Source organism: Pseudomonas sp. HD57-3 (assembly GCF_056113135.1).
The window spans coordinates 2,309,254-2,326,829 of record NZ_CM148568.1; the positions used below are offsets into that span (position 1 = coordinate 2,309,254).

Sequence of the window (17,576 nt, forward strand, 5' to 3'; positions counted from 1 at the left end):
GTAGACGGCTTCACTGTAGGCGCGTAGGTTTTGGCGCATACGCCAATCAGCCCACGAATTACGCCAAAATGCCGAAAACCATCCACGTCCTCGCGTTCGCCAATGTGCAATTGCTCGATGTCACCGGGCCGTTGCAGGTCTTCGCCTCGGCCAACGACATCGCCCGCCAGCAGGGTTTGCCTGCGCCTTATGCGCCAACGGTCATCGCCAGCGGTGGCGGGGCGGTGAACTCTTCCGCCGGGTTGGCGATGCTGGCCGAACAGCTGCCGAAGCAGCCTAGCGATACGCTGATCATTGCCGGCGGATGGGGCGTTTATGCCGCTGCCGAAGACACTGAGTTAGTGAGTTGGGTGCGTGAATACGCCAATGGCTGCCGGCGGGTGGCCTCGGTCTGCACCGGCGCATTTCTGCTGGCTGCCAGCGGCTGGCTCGACGGTCGCCGGGTCGTCACCCACTGGACCCGTTGCGAACAACTGGCGCAGCAACACCCGCAATTGCAGGTCGAACCCAATCCGATCTTCATCAACGACGGCCCGGTCTGGACCTCGGCGGGCGTCACCGCCGGCATCGACCTGGCGCTGGCCATGGTCGAAGACGACCTGGGGCGCGACATGGCCCTGGACGTCGCCCGGCAACTGGTGGTGTTCCTCAAGCGCCCGGGCGGGCAGTCGCAATTCAGCGTGACGCTGTCACTGCAAAAACAGGGCAACCGCTTCGATGATCTGCACGCGTGGATTGCCGAACACCTGACCTGCGACCTGGGCATCCCGACCCTCGCCGAACAGGCCGGCATGAGCGAGCGCAGCTTCGTGCGGCACTACCGCGCCGACACCGGCCAGACCCCGGCCCGGGCGATTGAACTGATCCGCGTCGAAACCGCCCGCCGGTTGTTGAGTGATACCGGGTTGCCGGTCAAACGGGTTGCGGCGAATTGCGGATTTGGCAGTGAAGAGACGTTAAGACGCAGTTTCCTGCGGGCCATGGGTGTGACGCCGCAGGCGTATCGGGAGCGGTTTTCGGTCAGCGCTGGAGCAGATCCAGTAATGCCTTGAGCGTTTCGCCCGGCGCTTCCTCGGGAATGTTATGCCCGACACCCGCCAGCACCCGCCGCTCGTAAAGCCCCGTGAAGTGCTGCGCATCCTCATCGTCCGCCGGCGCCGGGCCAACGCCATCATCCGCACCGCACAGCGAAATCGTTGGCACGCTGATCGCCGGTTGTTTCTCCAGCGCCTGCTCCATCCAGCCCAGCGCAGGATCGCCCGGCGCATACATGAAGCGATGGCGATAAGAGTGAATCACCACCTCGACGAAATCCGGGTTGTCGAACGCCGACGCACTCAGCGGATAACGCTCGGCGTTCCGCGCCCAGGTCGGCGACCACAACTGCCACAGCAGCTCGCACAGCGCCCGCCGGTTTTGCGTCAGCCCTTCAACGCCACGGGGCGTATGGAAGTAGTACTGATACCAGTAGCGATGCTCGCTCGCAGGATCCAGCGGCTGGACCGAGTTTGGAATGTCCTGCAGGTTGTAGCCATCGCCCGTCACCAACCCACGCACGCGCTGGGGAAACAGCGCTGCCACAATGCACGCCGCCCGACCGCCCCAGTCATAACCGCACAATGTCGCTTGCTCGATACCCAACGCATCCATCAGATCCAGCAGATCCTGTGCCAGCGCCGCTTGCTGGCCGGAGCGCAGCGTGTCCGGGTTGTTGAAGCGGGTCGGCCCGTAACCACGCAGGTACGGCACGATCACCCGATAACCCTTGGCGGCGAGTGGCGGGGCGATTTCGTCATAGGCGCGGGGGGAGTAGGGAAAGCCGTGAAGCAGGATGACCGGCGTGCCGTTTTCCGGGCCGTGATGCTCATAGCCGATGGTCAGGCTTTCAGTCTTGCAAAACTGCATCACGGCTTGGTTCATACGAAATCCCTCAAGTTTCAGCTTCCGCCACCTGATTGAGATACTTGCTCCGGTCCGGCGTAAACGTCACCACCATTTTCGTCCGCGAGCAGGTCATGACCCGTTCGGCACCCAGGTCAATATCCAGGTCTTCCCCACGCAAACCCTGCCACTGGGCCAGGTATTTCAGTGATCCGTACTTTTCATTCTTCTTCAGGCTGCGACTGACTCCGCCTTTCCAGCCCAGCACCGGCAATTCGTCGGCACTGCAGCGTTGAGCGAGGTCGGGGAAACGGGTGGCGCGCTGGCGGCCGATTTCCCAGCATTTGATCAGGCCCTTGTCGGCGGCTTCCCACAGTTCGTCGCGCTTGAGGCCGGTGCGCAGTGGGGTGTCGATCTGGCGGTGGATGCGTTGGCTCATTCTGGTTCCTTGAATCGGGTTTTTATTGGACAGCTCCGCTGTGCCCGTTGCGGTGGATGGTAGGGGGGGATGTAACAGCTGGCAACAAGGTATTTCGGGGTGTAAGTGCGAGTTGCGGGCCAAGCGTTACACGGGGTTGGCAGGTTTCTGTAGGCCGTGCCATCAACAAGTTGTATCGAAAGGAATCGATTGTGTGGGCCAGCCCTTCAACCGCAAGGCTCGGGGGGGGTTGCCGTTCGTAGGTAGCCATCCTACAAACGGCGATCGGAGTTGAGATCTTTCTTACAGGCTCTGGCGAAGAAGGATGACTAGGGCTGCCAGTAATTCTTCTCCCCACTCAACTTGCGATCGAGAAAACTCGCCGCGCTGATCAGCGCCAGATGGGTCAACGCCTGGGGCGTGTTGCCCAGATGCCGGCCACGGTTATCGAACTCTTCCGCGTACAACCCCAGCGGATTGGCATAACGCAGCAGTTGCTCGAACTCCAGATGGGCCTTTTCTACTTGTCCGGCGCGGGCAAGACATTCCACGTACCAGAATGAACATGCGGCGAAGGCGCCTTCGGTGCCGGACAATCCGTCGATACCCGCATCGTCGTTGCGATAGCGATAAACCATGCCGTCACGCACCAAGTGTTTCTCGATGGCCTCCAGCGTCGCCAGCCACTTCGGATCCTTGGCACTGACAAAGCGCACCAACGGCATCAGTAACATCGAGCCATCCAGCGCCGTGCCGCCCTGGTATTGCACAAAATGCCCGCGCTCTTCGTTCCAGAAGTTGTCCCAGATGTCGGCATGAATCGCCTGACGGGTCTGGTCCCAGCGGGCGAAGGGCGCCGGCAGCGAGCGTTTCGAGGCCAGGCGGATCGCCCGGTCCAGCGCCACCCAGCACATCAGCCGTGAGTGCAGGAAGTGATGTTGCTCACCGCGCATTTCCCAGATGCCTACGTCCTTGGTCTGCCAGGTCTCACAGACCTGATCGACCACTTCCGTCACGTGTTGCCAGCCTTCGTGGGAAATCGCGTCGCCGTACTTGTTGACCAGATAAACGGCGTCCATCAGTTCGCCGAAGATATCCAGTTGAATCTGGTCGTAGGCGCCATTGCCGATGCGAACCGGTTTTGCGTCGCCATGGCCGGACAAATGCGTGAGTTCGGTTTCCGGCAGTTCCTGGCGGCCGTCGATGGCGTAGAGGATGTTCAGTTTCATCGACTGGCCGCTGCAATCGCTGACCCGTCCGCGCAGCCAGCGCATGTAGCCGTTGGCTTCGTCGACAAAGCCCAGACGCATGAAGGCGTAGACGGTGAAGGAGGCGTCGCGGATCCAGGTGTAGCGATAGTCCCAGTTGCGTTCGCCGCCGGGTGTTTCCGGCAGGCCGAAGGTGGCGGCGGCGAGGATTGCGCCGTGCTGGCGCGAGGTCAGCAGCTTCAGGGCCAGGGCTGAGCGGTTGACCATTTCCCGCCAGCGGCCGCGATAGTTGGACTGGCCGATCCAGTCGCGCCAGAACTTCAGCGTGCGTTCGATGCACAGCTGCGCGGCGCCTTCGGCGAAGCGCGGATCGTCGCTGGCGCCGAGCATGAACGCTGCCGTCTGATCCTGTTTGAGGGTGAACTGTGCGACTGCCGCAGCGTTATCGACGCTCAGGGTTTGATCCGAAGCCAGCCGCAGTGTCGGTTGCCCGCTGGCGCTGAACAGCACATCCTTCTTGTCGATTGCGGCGCGGGTTTCAGCGCGAGCGTAGTCATGCCGAACCGCGCAGCGCAGATGAAACGTCGCTTGCCCGCTGACCACCCGCACCCGGCGCATCAACAGCGGCAAAGCATCGTCGTTGTCGCCAATCGGCAGCAGGTCGGTGATTTCCACCACGGCGTGATCGCTGAGCCAGCGGGTTTGCAGGACGTTGGTGTCCGGCAGGTAAATCTGCTCGCGCCGGGCATCCGGCAGATCCGGCGCAAGCTGGAAAATCCCCGCGTCGGGCGTGTCCAGCAGCGAACAGAAGATCGACGGGCTGTCGAACTCCGGCCAGCAGAAAAAATCCACGCTGCCCTTGTCATTGACCAGCGCGGCGCTGCGCATGTCGCCAATGATGCCGTGGGCGTCGATGGGGCTTTGTCGTTCTGGATGATGCTCAGCCATTGCCACGGAACTCCGGATAGAGGCTCATGCCGCCGTCGATGAACAGGGTGGTGCCGACGATGTAGTCGGAGGCGTCGGAGGCGAGAAACACCACCGCGTTGGCCACGTCCTCGACATCGCCGATGCGCCCGTAAGGGATGAGTTTGAGCAGGGCTTGCCCGGCGTCGCCTTCGGTCGCGTCTTTATTGATGGCCGTGCGAATCGCCCCCGGCGCGATGCCGTTGATGCGGATGCGTTGGTGGCTGACTTCCTGGGCCAGAGTCTGCATCAACTGATCGACGCCGCCCTTGGACGCGGCGTAATTGACGTGCCCGGCCCAGGGAATGCGCTGGTGCACCGAGCTCATGTGGATGATCTTGCCCGCAGACCGGGACACGCCTTCGCGCACGCCCTGGCGATTGAAGATTCGCAGCGCGGCGCGGGCGCAGAGGAACTGCCCGGTGAGGTTGACGCCGATCACCGCGTTCCAGTCGGCCAGCGACATATCCACAGCCGCCGCGTCTTTTTGCAGGCCGGAATTGGCCACCAGAATGTCCAGCGTTCCAAAGGCGTCGAGGGTCTGCTGGAACAGCCGCTCGACGTCTTCCTCCTTCGAGACATCGGCGCCGATGGCGATGGCCTGGCCACCGTCGGCGACGATCTGCCGGGCCAGCGCTTCGGCGGGCTCGGCCTGGCGGTTGTAGTTGATGACCACGGCAGCACCGGCAGCGGCCAGGGCTTTGGCGGCACCGTGGCCGATGCCGGAACTGGCGCCGGTGACCAGTGCCACCTGACGGGCGAGGGAAATCTGCATGCAGGGTCGCGCCTTGGGTTGAGGGCTTATTTAGCTGACTGATGGGCGGCGGCGAGAGTTCATCCGCGTACATGAAATCATCGACAGCTTTATGCGGCAGCGATTGGCCCTGCACGCCACAGGGACTTCACACTCCACCAACAATTCCTCGCTTCCCCGGCCGTCAGGCTTTGTGGCAACTTGGCCACGAGTTCACATTGACACTTGAAGAGATCTCCAACGACGTTGCTAAATCTATTCAAATTCACCGGGGTGGATTTAACAGTGCTTCCAGTCTGGCTTTGGCCTCGGATTGCAGGCCATACCGGGCAGCCACGTAGGCATCGAGCAACTCAGTGAAGTCCGTTGCGATGTTGCTGCCCTTGAGTGTCATTACCCGCTCGCCGTCCATGTACACCGGTGCCGATGGATGCTCTCCTGCTCCAGGCAGGGAAATGCCGATGTCCGCCAGACGGCTTTCGCCCGGGCCATTGACGACGCAGCCCATGACCGCGACATGCATATTTTCGACGCCGGGAAATTGCATTTTCCACTCGGGCATTCGGGCCTGAAGAAAACCATCAATCTGCTGCGCCAGTTCCTGAAAAAAGCTGCTGGTGGTGCGCCCGCACCCGGGACAGGCCACCACGGTGGGGGTAAATGCACGCAAGCCCATGACCTGCAGAATCTGCTGCGCCACGAGCACTTCACGGGTGCGGTCACCGTTGGGTTCCGGAGTCAGGGAAATGCGCAGCGTGTCACCGATGCCTTCCTGCAAAAGCACCGCCAGCGCGGTAGAGGAGGCGACGATACCTTTGGAGCCCATGCCGGCCTCGGTCAACCCCAGATGCAGCGGAAAATCGCAACGTGCGGCGAGATTGCGGTACACCGCGATCAAATCCTGCACATGGCTGACTTTTGCCGACAGCACAATCCGGTCTGCCGACAAGCCGACGTCGATGGCCCGTTGCGCATTCTCCAGCGCCGATACCACTAGTGCCTCACGCATCACCGCATCGGACTCCAGCGGCAGGGCTGATGCTGCGTTTGCGTCCATCATCCGAGCCAGCAAATCCGGGTCCAGGCTCCCCCAGTTAACACCGATTCTCACCGGCTTGCCGTAGCGGCAGGCGGCTTCGATCATGCTGCAGAACTGCTCGTCACGCTTGGCGCCCTTGCCGACATTGCCGGGGTTGATGCGGTACTTGCCCAGTGCCTCGGCGCATTCGGGATATGCCGCTAATAAACGATGGCCGTTGAAATGAAAGTCACCCACCAGCGGCACCTTGATGTTGCGCCGATCCAGAAGCTCGCGAATGTGTGCTACCTGCGCTGCGGCGTCGTGACTGTTGACTGTGATCCGCACCAGTTCGGCGCCTGCCAGCGCGAGGCTTTCGACCTGGCGGGCTGTAGTTTGGGCGTCGGCGGTATCGGTATTGGTCATGGCCTGCACAACAACGGGCCCGTCGCTGCCTACGTTGACAGGACCGATGATGACTTGCCGGGTGTTGCGTCGAGCGATAGGGCTGTCCATGGATACGACTCCTGTAGGGCGCGGCTTACTGACGGGCAATCAAACCGTCGGGCAAACGGAAGTGAGCATGCTCTTCGCGTCCTGGTAGGGTCTCGATCTCGAGCGGGGCGATCCTGTTCAGCGCATTGAGCACATCATTGACCATCGCCTCGGGTGTTGAAGCGCCGGCGGTAATACCGATGGTCGATTGATCGTTAAGCCATTCGCTGTGAACTGCGCTGCCATCGGCGATCAGGTAACTGGGGATTCCTGTTTCAGCGGCGATATCACGCAACGTCACGGAGTTGGCGCTTTGTGGGCTGCCGATCACCAGCACCACATCGACGCATTGGCTCAGTTCACGTACAGCCGTTTGACGGTTCTGTACGGCATAGCAAATGTCGCGGGTGTCGGGTCCGATGATCTGCGGATAACGTCGCTTGAGTGCGTCGACTACTGCATGGGTGTCGTCGACGCTGAGGGTGGTTTGGGTGATGTAGGCCAGCGGTGTGTCCTGTGAAAACTCGAGTGTGGCGACTTGCGCTTCGGTTTGTACGACCACCACCGGAGAGGGAATTTGTCCGAGCGTGCCGATCACCTCGGGATGGTCCGGTTCGCCAATCAGGATCACCTGATAACCTCGGGCGGCGTATTGACGGCCGTGGTTGTGCACTTTGGTTACCAGCGGGCAGGTGGCGTCCAGGACCTTTAATCCCCGCTGGTGAGCATCGTTTTCTACCTCTTTTCCAACACCATGAGCGCTGAAAATCGTGACGGCATTGGCTGGGACTTCATTCAGATCTTCGATGAATCGTGCTCCTTTGGCCCGCAAGTCCTCGACCACGTGCTGGTTATGGACGATTTCGTGCCGCACATAGACTGGTGCACCGAATTGCTCAAGGGCCTGTTCGACGGTATCGACAGCGCGAACTACACCGGCGCAGAAACCTCGGGGTTGGGCGAGGATGACTTTCATGGTGGATTCTCACGTTCCTTCGGTATTTACCTGTCAATGAGCACAATCTATCTGAACAGGCTTCGCCCACATCTCTGTCGCTAAAGGTTCGCGAGGGGCTTTTACGGCTGTTCGATGCTACTCAAAGGGCGATCAGTGTCCATTGCTGGCTCTGGCTCCGTGACACTTCAAGTGTGTATGTCGCGGGTAGAAGCAATGAGCGTTCCCGTTAGCGGTAGCTTTTCGGGCGGGACTTCATGAGGTGGATAGAACTGCGCTGTCCAATTGCGGAAAATCATAATAGGGCCTTCGTTGACGGTGAGTTTCGGTTTTGCGCCGTAATTTCTGTAGGCCCAGATATGAAGGTCTTTTTTCGCCTCAGGAATGAACCAGAAATGGTAAGCCGCCGCTGTCAGGGCCAGATTCAATGTGTTTCTGATCCAGCGTGGGAACATCGAGAGCCTCTCGACCCGAAGCACCATGAAGTCTTTCAATGACCATTGGAGTGGGGCTATCTGGGTAGGAGTCACCATCAATATGATATGCAGACCTAGTCGTTTCTGGGTCACATCCACAACCGTTAATCCGAGCCCGTAAAGCGTCATTTTCATCTCTATGGCGAGCCCGAGTACTTCCATAGTGTACTGGACTGTCAGTTGATGACCTTCGGCGATAGGTGGCTGCATGACTGCATTCATCCAGCTGTGAACAGGTGCGAAATGGTTCAGGTCAAAGACATTTTCGCCTATGTTCTGGAGGTTGCCCCGTGCGTTGTGATGACTTCTGAGCGGAGTGGGAAATCCTGCCAATTGAAGGTCGGGCAGTTTCCATATTGCGTGGGGTACATCAGATCCCTGCCACACGAATATCAGTCCGTTCCATTCTTGTACTCGGCGGTGAGCGAGCCTTGCCTGTGGCGGTTTGATCCCGCTGGGAGTGTGTAGGCAATGGCCATCCGCAGTGAACGCGAAATGATGAAACGGGCACACAATGGTTTCGCCGACGATCTTTCCTCCTCTTCCGAGATGGGCACCCAGGTGCGGACAAAAGGGCTCGACGGCTCGGACAGCGCCTGATTCCGTGCGGTAAAGCACTAATTCCTCGCCCATGAATGGCACCGTTTTCACAGCTTTGGGTTTGAGTTCACTGGCGAAGCACAGTACGAACCAGCCGTCAGGATATAAAGTTGATGGAGTTATCCTCTCATTAGGAGTGCTCGACATTGTCACGAAGTGATCCCACCTATAGTTGAGTATTAATGGACGGTGAGTTTCCCCACTATCTCGTAATCGACGGATTCCTGTCGCACACTTTTTTCTCTATGTGGCCTAGTCTATAGGGGCTGAATGCAAAGGATCGTAATGCCACCACCAAGATATTGAAGGAATATCGACTATTCCCCTGCAATAATCCGGGAAGTTCTCGGTCAGAGTTCCCCCGTAATAAGCCAGTGGTCCGTCGACTCCATTCAAGTAACGGTATCGAGGGTTTTCAATTATCCACTCCAACCCCCCACGCCAGTAACAATCCAGGCTCTGGATATAGGCTTCAACTTCCGGTGATGCTTTTGCTAGCACAGACTCTCTCAGTCGCATATACAAGCCAGCAATGTTGTCGCGCATGCTGAAAGCTTCTGCCAATGCTTGATTATGAGTAATTCCAGTGCGCTGTTGAATCAGAGAGACAATATTATGTTGTCTGCCCTCGGGATCTCTTGCCAGTTCCTTGCCATACGAAAAGAAGTCACTTTCCCAGACAATCATCATTGCAGCCATTTCGGTCAGAGCACATAGGCGTCGATCCTCCATATCTGACTGGCTTATATTGACCAGGGTGCTAATATGGCCAAAAGTTGGAAAAACCATTCCGCCACCTGAACTAAGACGCAGCAGTGCGCTATCGTTCAAGGTTGGTTGTGGATTGACCAGTTTTCCTACTTCGACCATGAAGTAGCCACGTTGAGTATTTACAAATCTAGAGGTGTGTAATGGAGTTGTATATTTGTCCAGCCTTAAACGTATGTCGCGTAAAGCCATTGCAAAATTGTTTTCAGGGTAAGCGGGGACTTCGGGTGATTCGATCGAGCGTTGCATCTGTAACATGGCGGTAATTGATCGCGCGGGGTTTTCACTCATTGCACCTTCGTCGCAGTACTCGTCGTCAAATGAAAAAGCCCAAAGAGTATAGTCCGCGAAGATTTGTGCGATATCTGCACTCGCCGCATCGGGGTACATCAGTGCCGCCAGGCGGCCGCATCCAACGCTGGCCAGACGTTGCCGATGTTTTTCATCACTGTATAAATGCCATTTATCCATCCACGAGATAACTCCTTCCTCAAGCTTTTCACTTTCTGGATAAATTTTATATGGCAATGGGCAATTGATATTGGTTAGTGTAAGAGTGGTCATGTAGACTCCTTGTGATATTTTTAAAAGCGATCAGAACTTTTCGCCTGGCTTTTTCACAATCACACTATAAGTAGAAACCTTGTTCTTAAGCAGCGCCACCGACCAGTTCTCCGCCAATACCCGCAACTCTTCCAATGCCCCCGTCACCCCATTCGGAAACAGTTCCTCGTTTTCAATATTGGCTTTCGAATCCATCAACCAGCGTGCAACATCTATGTTGGATGGCAATACGCGCATGTCATGAGTGGTGAAACCACTCTCTTCCAGCACTTGACGAAAGTACTCAGGTGTCTTGCGGTGTTTGCAGGCCAAGCGATCCACGTCGTCCGGAGTGTCGGGTTTGTATTCCTTGGGATCGGTGTTGTATAGGTTGTCGGAAATCACTACGACGCCGCTTTCGCGCACTCGAGAAAAGAGGGCGCGCATGGTGTTTTCGTAGAGTTCATCGGGAAAGTGCGAGATCACGCCGCGAATGATCACCAGGTCATAGGGCTCATCGGCATCGGGGAGCAATTCGATGTCTTTGGCGTTGCACAGGTACAGATTGATGCGATCGGTCAAACCCTGTTCGGCGTGAAATTTTGCGCAGAATTCCAGTTGGCGCCGGCTGACGTTCACGCCGTCGAGGTGCTGGCATTCCGGGAAGCGTTCGGCCAGATACTTAAGGATGTAACCCCAGCCACAGCCGATATCGAGAATACGTTTGATCGGTGGGCGATCGGGTTCTTCCAGACCTGCCAGTTTCAGTTGGCGCTCAAAGTAGCGAATACCTGACTCGTCGAGGCTGATTGGCGGTGTCGAACGTGGATCGTCATAGACACCGAACTGGAAGAGGATCTAATTACCGATCGCCTTGCGCCAGTCTTCGGGACTGTCGCCATAGGTGTATACAACCTTTTCCTGGTAGTTATCGACGCTGGATCCTTGAATGATCTGATAGGGCAAGTGAGTTTCGTCGGCGATGACAGCCGGTTTGGCTTGTTTGCTCATTGTTTTCTCTCCTTGTGAATATTCACGTCATACTCGTGTCCGCAACGACACGCCGATCGTTGCGTTGCTGTTGTCGGGAAACTTCACATCGAGGCGGCTTATAAATACCTCTATCGAACGCGTGATCCCGGGCGCATCGAGCCCGCACATACTCAGTAATTTTTCAGATGCACCGTGCTCGATGAATTGATCGACGAAGCCCAATTGCAGCACTGGCGGTGAGTGGCTGATCGCGGCTAACTGCTCCAGGCACGCTGAGCCAACACCCGCCATCACGCAACCTTCCTCAATGGTTACCAACAGATCATGGTTCCGGGCCAGTTGCTCAACTAGGGCCCCATCGAGGGGTTTGATAAAGCGCATGTTGGCGACAGTGGCGTCGAATGCTTCGGCGGCTTCAAGGGCGGGGCGCAGCATCGAGCCAAATGCCAGGATAGCGATGCGATAGCCCGTGGGCTGCGTGGAGTTTCGGCGGATTTCACCTTTGCCCACCGGCAGGGTATGCAATGCCCGCGACGTGACGACGCCGTTACCCGATCCGCGTGGATATCGCACTGCACTCGGCCCTTTTTGGAGGAGGGCGGTGTGGAACATCAGTCGGCATTCGTCTTCATCTGCCGGGGCCATGACAGTAAGGTTCGGTATACAGCGCAGATAAGCGATGTCGAAAGCGCCCGCGTGAGTGGCACCGTCGGCACCGACGATACCAGCCCGGTCTATGGCGAAAACCACAGGCAGATTCTGGATAGCGATATCGTGAATCAACTGGTCGTAAGCTCGTTGCAAAAAGGTCGAGTAGATCGCCACCACCGGTTTCAAACCCTCGGCTGCCAATCCTGCAGCGAAGGTCAGCGCGTGTTGTTCGGAAATTCCGACATCGAAAAAACGGTCGGGGAAGCGTCGTTCGAACTCCACCAGACCTGATCCTTCGCACATCGCTGGGGTGATTGCCACGACGTTTGGATCACGTTCAGCTTCATCACATATCCACCTGCCAAATACTTGGGTGTAAGTGGCCTTGCTGGTCACAGGGGGATCGATACCGTGTGCGGGGTCAAATTGTCCCGGTCCGTGGTAAAGCACCGGGTTGGATGCTGCCGGTGAATAACCGTGCCCCTTTTCTGTGACAATGTGCAGCAGTTGCGGGCCGCGCAGTTTTTTCAGGGCGTGCAGCGCAGGGAGCAACTCGTCGAGATGATGACCGTTGATGGGGCCTGTGTAGCCAAAGCCCAAGGCTTCGAAAAAAGTCGCCTCGGTTCCTGACTCTTTTAACTGTTTCAAATTCCCGAAGTATTCGCGTAAGGCCCCGACCGGTGGCGAGATCGACATATCGTTGTCGTTGAGAATCACAAGAAACGGCAATTCCTTATATAAGCCGGCATTGTTCATCGCTTCGTATGCCATGCCGCCGGTTACCGCGCCGTCTCCGATTACTGCTACGCAATGGCGGGGTTGCGATTGATTACGAGCGGCCAACGCCATGCCCAGTGCCGCCGAGATGGAAGTGCTCGAGTGCGCCGTGCCAAAGGTGTCGAATTCAGATTCGCAACGGCGGGGAAAGCCGGAAATTCCACCGAGTTGGCGAATGCTCTCCATCGCCTCACGTCGTCCGGTAAGGATTTTGTGGGCGTAGGCCTGATGGCCGACATCCCACACGATTCTGTCGTTGGGGGTGTTGAACACGTAATGCAGCGCAACAATCAATTCCACGGTGCCAAGGTTGGCCGAGAGGTGACCGCCGGTTCTAGCGACACTATGCAAAATGAACGCCCGCAGTTCATCCACGAGTGGGCCCAGGGCGGCGACATGCAGCGCACGCAAATCAACCGGGCTATCGATGGTCTTGAGTAATTCGAACATGCTGGATTCCTTTCTAGTGGCTCATTTTTGCAAGTTCTTTCCAGGCGCTTATCCTGGAAACTCCGGTGGTCTCGACGATCCGACGGAACCAAACGGTGAAGGTCTCGGGGGCAGCTGCTATTCGTGCGGGGAGTTGTGAAAGCTTGAGCCATTGCCATGCATGGGCTTCTTCGGGATTGGCGATGGGGTCACAGTCACTGACACCGACGAACACGTGGTCGAACTCGTGCTCTATCAGTTGGTTCGAGACTTCTTCGCGGTAGAGCAGCGTGGAGACCTTGCGCAAGGAGCAGGTTATGCCCATCTCTTCCTGCAAACGGCGTTTTGCGGCTGAAAGCGTCCGCTCGCCAAGCCGGGGATGCCCGCAGCAAGTGTTGGTCCACAGGCCTTGAGAATGGTATTTGCCGAAGGCGCGTTGTTGTAACAGGACACGGCCAGTGTTATCGAAAATAAAGATCGAGAACGCACGGTGCAAAAGCCCGAATTGATGGGCCTGCAACTTGGGCGCACAGCCTTTTTTACGATCTCGCCGATCGACCAGAATAAGTAACTCTTCCATAGCTAGACTCCAATACGTCTTCGCTACTGGGCGTTACTACGCTGACCAGACTTCTTAGGGAAAAACAGACGGGTGTTGTGGTTGGAAGTTAGTTGTTTGTTGTTGAAGCGGCAAATTTTTGATTAGATCTTTTTCTTATTCTTGGTGCTTTTTTCTGGTTGTATAGTTCTATGGTGTATGCGGTATTTTGCGAGTGAATATTCAGAATTGTATTGATGCTTATAGCAAACGCTCATAGAGATAGCACTTGTGGTACGTAGCTTTGTAGCTATTGTCAGACAGAACTTCTCTGAATTTTGTGATGGTGGATGTCGCAGGTCGTGGGAGTTTTTTTGATGTTGGGTGATTTCGATTTTGTATATATCGAAGTTTTAACGTCTGGTTTTGATGGGTTAGGGTATTCAAATGTTACAGCGCCTATGTGTTCTCGGTTCTACCGGGTCTATTGGCGACAGTGTTTTAGATGTGGTCGCACGTAACTCTGACAAGTATGTTGTGTATGCATTAAGTGCGCATTGCAATATAAAAAAGCTTTTTCAACAGTGTCTTCAGTTTAACCCGATCGTGGCTATCGTAAGTGAACCGCACCACGCGATAGAGCTTCAGGCACATCTACAGGCAGTACAGTCACGTACCGAAGTATGTTGCGGTATTGAGGCTTTGTGCGAGGTCGTTTGTGTCGCAGAGTGCGATACCGTCGTTGCTGCCATTGTCGGTGCGGCAGGGCTTCTGCCAACTTTGAGCGCTGCCCGGGCCGGAAAAAAAATACTCTTGGCCAACAAGGAAGCCTTAGTCATGTCTGGTGCGTTGTTCATGCGCACGGCCAGAGAGTCCGGTGCAGTTATTTTGCCGCTGGATAGCGAACACAATGCGATCTTTCAATGCTTGCAAGGTTGTGATCCCGAATTATCCGGCGTTGAGCGGTTGATTCTGACCGCCTCGGGCGGGCCGTTCAGGACGCGTTCGCTGGCATCGCTCAGAGACGTTACGCCCAAAGAAGCCTGTGCTCATCCTAACTGGGTGATGGGCCGAAAAATATCCGTCGACTCAGCAACGATGATTAACAAAGGCCTGGAGATCATTGAGGCCAGCTGGTTGTTCAATACGGCGCCGTCGCGTATCGAGGCGCTGATACACCCTCAGAGCATTGTTCATTCGATGGTGGTTTTTCGGGATCAGTCCGTACTGGCACAGATGGGCAATCCCGATATGCGCATGTCCATTGCCCATGCGTTGGCCTATCCGCAACGTATAACTTCAGGCGTCGCGCCTTTGGATCTCAGCCAGTTGTCGGCATTGACCTTCGAGAAACCTGATCTTGTTCGTTTCCCGTGCCTTGAGTTGGCCATGGAGGTGATCAATCAGCCGCCGGCGGCAAGTATTGTCCTGAACGCGTCAAATGAAGTGGCGGTCGACGCCTTCTTGTCCTTGCGAATTTCTTTTACTGACATCGTGCGAGTCATTGATCGAACCCTGCAACGCATCGACTCAGCGCCGGTTAATACGATTGACGACATTCTGGCAATAGATGACCAGGCACGTAGAGTCAGTCGTGAGTCAATCGCACGCTTGTAGTCTTCACACTCCACCAACAATTCCTCGCTTCCCCGGCCGTCAGGCTTTGTGGCAACTTGGCCGCCCCTGATGAGGCTGCATCCGATGGCAAACCCTTACCGCGAACTGTTCAACGCCCCCGGCGCCCGGGCTTTTGTGATTGCCGCGATGATCGCGCGCATGCCGATTTCCATGACCGGCATCGGCGTGATCACCATGCTCTCGCAATTGACCGGCGGCTATGCGTTGGCGGGTGGGGTGGCCGCGACGTTCGCGCTGGCCACGGCGTTTTGCGCGCCGCAGGTGTCACGGCTGGTGGACCGTTTCGGTCAGGGGCGGGTGCTGCCGGTGGCGGCGCTGATCGGCGGGGGCGCGCTGCTGATGTTGCTGTTGTGCACCCGTTTGCAGGCGCCGACCTGGACCCTGTTTGTCTGCGCGGCGCTGGCCGGTTGCATGCCGAGCATGTCGGCGATGGCGCGGGCGCGCTGGACCGAAATCTATCGCGGCCAGCCGCAGTTGCAGACTGCTTATGCGCTGGAGTCGGTGCTCGATGAAGTCTGCTTTATTGTCGGCCCGCCGCTGTCGGTGGGGCTGTGCGTCGGCGTGTTTCCCGAGGCCGGGCCGCTGGCGGCTTTGTTGATGTTGGCCATCGGCGTGACGGCGTTCGTCGCCCAGCGCAGCACCGAGCCGCCGGTGCATCCGCACGAATCGCAGCATCAGGGTTCGATCATTCGTTCGACCGACGTGCAATGGCTGCTGGCGTTGATGCTCGCCATGGGTGTGATTGTCGGCGTGGTGGATGTGGTCAGTGTCGCGTTCGCCCAGCAGCAGGGCCAGCCGGCGGCGGCGAGCATTGTGCTGTCGGTGTATGCCATCGGTTCCTGTCTGGCCGGTATCGCCTTTGGGGCGATGCGCTTGAAGCTGCCGTTGCCGCGCCTGTTTCTCTACGGCGGTCTGGCGACGGCGGTGACCACGCTGCCGTTGTTGCTGGCGACCAACATTTTCGGGTTGGCCGTCGCGGTTTTCATCGCCGGGCTGTTCTTCTCGCCGACCCTGATCGTGGCGATGGCGTTGATCGAGCGCATCGTGCCACCGGCCAAACTCACCGAAGGCCTGACCTGGCTGGTGACCGGCCTGAGCATCGGCGTGGCCATCGGCGCGGCGGGTTCCGGCGCACTGGTGGATGCGTTCGGCGCCCGCAGCGGTTTCTGGCTGGCGATTGCCGCCGGGGCGGTGGTGCTGGGCTCTGCGGTGCAGAGCTTTCGTCACCTCAAATAATGCCGGTTACCAGCCCCGGCCCGAATTCACCCAGAAGTTGACCGACAGCGACGTCGAGACGGACTCCACCTGATGGAACCAGCCTTCGGGCAGGAACAGCAGATCGCCGGCCTCCAGGGTCACGCGCAGGAACGTCACGTCGCGTGCGGCGGGGAAGCGCTCATAGTCCGGCGCATCCGGGTTGAAATCGCAGCCGTCCAGCCCACCTTCCGGCGCGGTGGACCAGGTGCCCAGCGCTTCGCGGTGGTGGGGCGCGGCCAGGGTGAATTTCTTCTGGCCCCAGACCTGGGCGAACAGGTTGTCGGAGTCGTCGCGGTGCAGCGGTGTCAGCGTGCCCTTGGGGCCGATCCAGATCCGTGGCGGGATGAACAGCGAGCCATCGAAATAGGGCGGGTATTTGATCTGCTGCATCAGCGCGGCCGGCAGGATGTTGTTGCCCATGTAGGCCGGAGGCTCGCCGTCCGCGCCCTTGACCGCCGGGCTGTCCAGCGAGGCGATGAAATCGGCCATCGAGGTGGAGCGGAAATCCCGCTCGGTGGAGAAGGTTTTCTTCACGTAATCGCCGTGGCGGGTGATGCCCTGCAGTTCGGCGAAATGCACCAGCGACTCTTCGCGGCTGAGCTTGAACAGCGGCCAGTCGTGCAAGGCATTGCTGATGACCACCGGCGTGCCGAAGGGCAGGTAGCGCTCCTCGAATTCCTGGACTGACAACTCGCTGCGCGGCCGGCGCTCGACGACGGCCTGCGCCGGTCGTGCGGCGGTGATGGTTTCACTGCGGCGCGGCGGCGTCGGGTAGCGTTTGTTCATGTCGACCTTTTGCGCCGGCGCGCCACCGTGGCGTGCGTGGTCGATGATCTGCGGCAGCATCGTCGCCAGGCCCATGTTGCCGCCGATCTTCAGCCGCCCGCTGGCGAACAGTTCTTCGACGTTGGCGGTGCCGCCCATGATCCCGGCGAAATCGTTCGGCGCCACTTCAATGGTCACGTCCGGGTTCGGGTGTCGACCGGCCTCGGTGCGGGTGCTGGCCTTGACCTCGGACCAGCACGCCAGCTGTGGACCCAGCACGAATTGGAAAACGCCTTCGATGCCGACGGCACCGGCATTGGCGAACAGCTTGCCCAGGATGGTCTGCAGGTCCACGGTGAATCCTCGTTGTTGTTTTGGCCTGAACGGTTAACGAGGGTTTGTGGGGGAAATTTAGCCACCGCCGACTAATTCTCCGGGTCGTTGAT

The 17,576-nt window shown here is 57.9% G+C and carries 16 protein-coding genes; 3 read left to right on the plus strand and 13 right to left on the minus strand.

Going from position 1 to position 17,576, the window contains the following annotated elements:
• The first annotated feature begins 68 nt into the window (after positions 1-68).
• The gene (locus tag AC0R79_RS10485; RefSeq protein ID WP_474734326.1) at positions 69-1,052 is read left to right on the plus strand and encodes a GlxA family transcriptional regulator; all 984 of its coding nucleotides are present in this window, start codon (positions 69-71) and stop codon (positions 1,050-1,052) included.
• Here AC0R79_RS10485 and AC0R79_RS10490 read toward each other — a convergent pair.
• The 12 genes from AC0R79_RS10490 to idi form a co-directional block, all read right to left on the minus strand.
• The gene (locus AC0R79_RS10490) at positions 1,021-1,920 is read right to left on the minus strand and encodes an alpha/beta fold hydrolase (protein ID WP_474734327.1); all 900 of its coding nucleotides are present in this window, start codon (positions 1,918-1,920) and stop codon (positions 1,021-1,023) included. The two genes, AC0R79_RS10485 and AC0R79_RS10490, sit on opposite strands and share 32 nt — an antisense overlap.
• Before the next feature lie 10 nt (positions 1,921-1,930).
• Positions 1,931-2,320 carry a hypothetical protein gene (locus AC0R79_RS10495; protein ID WP_007956348.1) on the minus strand — a complete coding sequence of 130 codons (390 nt, stop codon included), beginning with the start codon at positions 2,318-2,320 and terminating at the stop codon, positions 1,931-1,933.
• 308 nt (positions 2,321-2,628) lie between these two features.
• Positions 2,629-4,455: a glycoside hydrolase family 15 protein gene (locus tag AC0R79_RS10500; protein WP_474734328.1), complete on the minus strand. Its 1,827-nt coding sequence runs from the start codon at positions 4,453-4,455 to the stop codon at positions 2,629-2,631.
• On the minus strand, positions 4,448-5,248 hold the full coding sequence (locus AC0R79_RS10505) for a glucose 1-dehydrogenase (RefSeq protein ID WP_474734330.1): 801 nt from the start codon (positions 5,246-5,248) through the stop codon (positions 4,448-4,450). The genes AC0R79_RS10500 and AC0R79_RS10505 overlap by 8 nt, the downstream gene beginning before the upstream one ends.
• Positions 5,249-5,492: 244 nt before the next feature.
• Positions 5,493-6,761 (minus strand): flavodoxin-dependent (E)-4-hydroxy-3-methylbut-2-enyl-diphosphate synthase, encoded by a 1,269-nt coding sequence (gene ispG / locus AC0R79_RS10510; RefSeq protein ID WP_474734331.1) that lies wholly within the window; start codon positions 6,759-6,761, stop codon positions 5,493-5,495.
• A 25-nt stretch (positions 6,762-6,786) separates the two neighbouring features.
• The gene (gene ispH, locus AC0R79_RS10515) at positions 6,787-7,716 is read right to left on the minus strand and encodes a 4-hydroxy-3-methylbut-2-enyl diphosphate reductase (RefSeq protein WP_474734332.1); all 930 of its coding nucleotides are present in this window, start codon (positions 7,714-7,716) and stop codon (positions 6,787-6,789) included.
• Positions 7,717-7,883: 167 nt separating this feature from the next.
• Entirely contained in the window at positions 7,884-8,918 is a 1,035-nt protein-coding gene (locus AC0R79_RS10520) for a Rieske 2Fe-2S domain-containing protein (protein WP_474735085.1), read from the minus strand.
• Between the two features lie 105 nt (positions 8,919-9,023).
• Positions 9,024-10,103: a terpene synthase family protein gene (locus tag AC0R79_RS10525; protein WP_474734334.1), complete on the minus strand. Its 1,080-nt coding sequence runs from the start codon at positions 10,101-10,103 to the stop codon at positions 9,024-9,026.
• 30 nt (positions 10,104-10,133) lie between these two features.
• Complete coding sequence (locus tag AC0R79_RS10530; protein ID WP_474735086.1) at positions 10,134-10,940, minus strand: SAM-dependent methyltransferase; 807 nt, start codon at positions 10,938-10,940, stop codon at positions 10,134-10,136.
• Positions 10,941-11,093 carry a hypothetical protein gene (locus AC0R79_RS10535; RefSeq protein ID WP_474734335.1) on the minus strand — a complete coding sequence of 51 codons (153 nt, stop codon included), beginning with the start codon at positions 11,091-11,093 and terminating at the stop codon, positions 10,941-10,943.
• Between the two features lie 27 nt (positions 11,094-11,120).
• A complete protein-coding gene (gene dxs / locus AC0R79_RS10540; RefSeq protein WP_474734337.1) occupies positions 11,121-12,953 on the minus strand; it encodes a 1-deoxy-D-xylulose-5-phosphate synthase in 1,833 nt (610 codons plus the stop codon).
• A 13-nt stretch (positions 12,954-12,966) separates the two neighbouring features.
• Positions 12,967-13,512: an isopentenyl-diphosphate Delta-isomerase gene (gene idi, locus AC0R79_RS10545; RefSeq protein ID WP_433899345.1), complete on the minus strand. Its 546-nt coding sequence runs from the start codon at positions 13,510-13,512 to the stop codon at positions 12,967-12,969.
• Between the two features lie 399 nt (positions 13,513-13,911).
• On the opposite strand from idi, the gene ispC reads away from it, so the two are divergent.
• Positions 13,912-15,087 (plus strand): 1-deoxy-D-xylulose-5-phosphate reductoisomerase, encoded by a 1,176-nt coding sequence (ispC, locus tag AC0R79_RS10550; protein ID WP_474735087.1) that lies wholly within the window; start codon positions 13,912-13,914, stop codon positions 15,085-15,087.
• An 84-nt stretch (positions 15,088-15,171) separates the two neighbouring features.
• Positions 15,172-16,344 carry an MFS transporter gene (locus tag AC0R79_RS10555; protein WP_474734338.1) on the plus strand — a complete coding sequence of 391 codons (1,173 nt, stop codon included), beginning with the start codon at positions 15,172-15,174 and terminating at the stop codon, positions 16,342-16,344.
• Positions 16,345-16,350: 6 nt separating this feature from the next.
• Here AC0R79_RS10555 and AC0R79_RS10560 read toward each other — a convergent pair whose 3' ends face one another.
• The gene (locus tag AC0R79_RS10560; RefSeq protein WP_474734340.1) at positions 16,351-17,484 is read right to left on the minus strand and encodes a cupin-like domain-containing protein; all 1,134 of its coding nucleotides are present in this window, start codon (positions 17,482-17,484) and stop codon (positions 16,351-16,353) included.
• Positions 17,485-17,576 lie beyond the last annotated feature (92 nt).

Excerpts from the sequence above, each read along its gene's own strand:
- ispH (WP_474734332.1), bottom strand. The coding sequence starts at position 7,716 with ATGAAAGTCATCCTCGCCCAACCCCGAGGTTTCTGCGCCGGTGTAGTT.
- AC0R79_RS10525 (WP_474734334.1), bottom strand. The coding sequence starts at position 10,103 with ATGACCACTCTTACACTAACCAATATCAATTGCCCATTGCCATATAAA.
- AC0R79_RS10485 (WP_474734326.1), top strand. The coding sequence starts at position 69 with ATGCCGAAAACCATCCACGTCCTCGCGTTCGCCAATGTGCAATTGCTC.
- AC0R79_RS10500 (WP_474734328.1), bottom strand. The coding sequence starts at position 4,455 with ATGGCTGAGCATCATCCAGAACGACAAAGCCCCATCGACGCCCACGGC.
- AC0R79_RS10495 (WP_007956348.1), bottom strand. The coding sequence starts at position 2,320 with ATGAGCCAACGCATCCACCGCCAGATCGACACCCCACTGCGCACCGGC.
- idi (WP_433899345.1), bottom strand. The coding sequence starts at position 13,512 with ATGGAAGAGTTACTTATTCTGGTCGATCGGCGAGATCGTAAAAAAGGC.
- ispG (WP_474734331.1), bottom strand. The coding sequence starts at position 6,761 with ATGGACAGCCCTATCGCTCGACGCAACACCCGGCAAGTCATCATCGGT.
- AC0R79_RS10520 (WP_474735085.1), bottom strand. The coding sequence starts at position 8,918 with ATGTCGAGCACTCCTAATGAGAGGATAACTCCATCAACTTTATATCCT.
- AC0R79_RS10505 (WP_474734330.1), bottom strand. The coding sequence starts at position 5,248 with ATGCAGATTTCCCTCGCCCGTCAGGTGGCACTGGTCACCGGCGCCAGT.
- AC0R79_RS10535 (WP_474734335.1), bottom strand. The coding sequence starts at position 11,093 with ATGAGCAAACAAGCCAAACCGGCTGTCATCGCCGACGAAACTCACTTG.
- dxs (WP_474734337.1), bottom strand. The coding sequence starts at position 12,953 with ATGTTCGAATTACTCAAGACCATCGATAGCCCGGTTGATTTGCGTGCG.
- AC0R79_RS10555 (WP_474734338.1), top strand. The coding sequence starts at position 15,172 with ATGGCAAACCCTTACCGCGAACTGTTCAACGCCCCCGGCGCCCGGGCT.
- AC0R79_RS10490 (WP_474734327.1), bottom strand. The coding sequence starts at position 1,920 with ATGAACCAAGCCGTGATGCAGTTTTGCAAGACTGAAAGCCTGACCATC.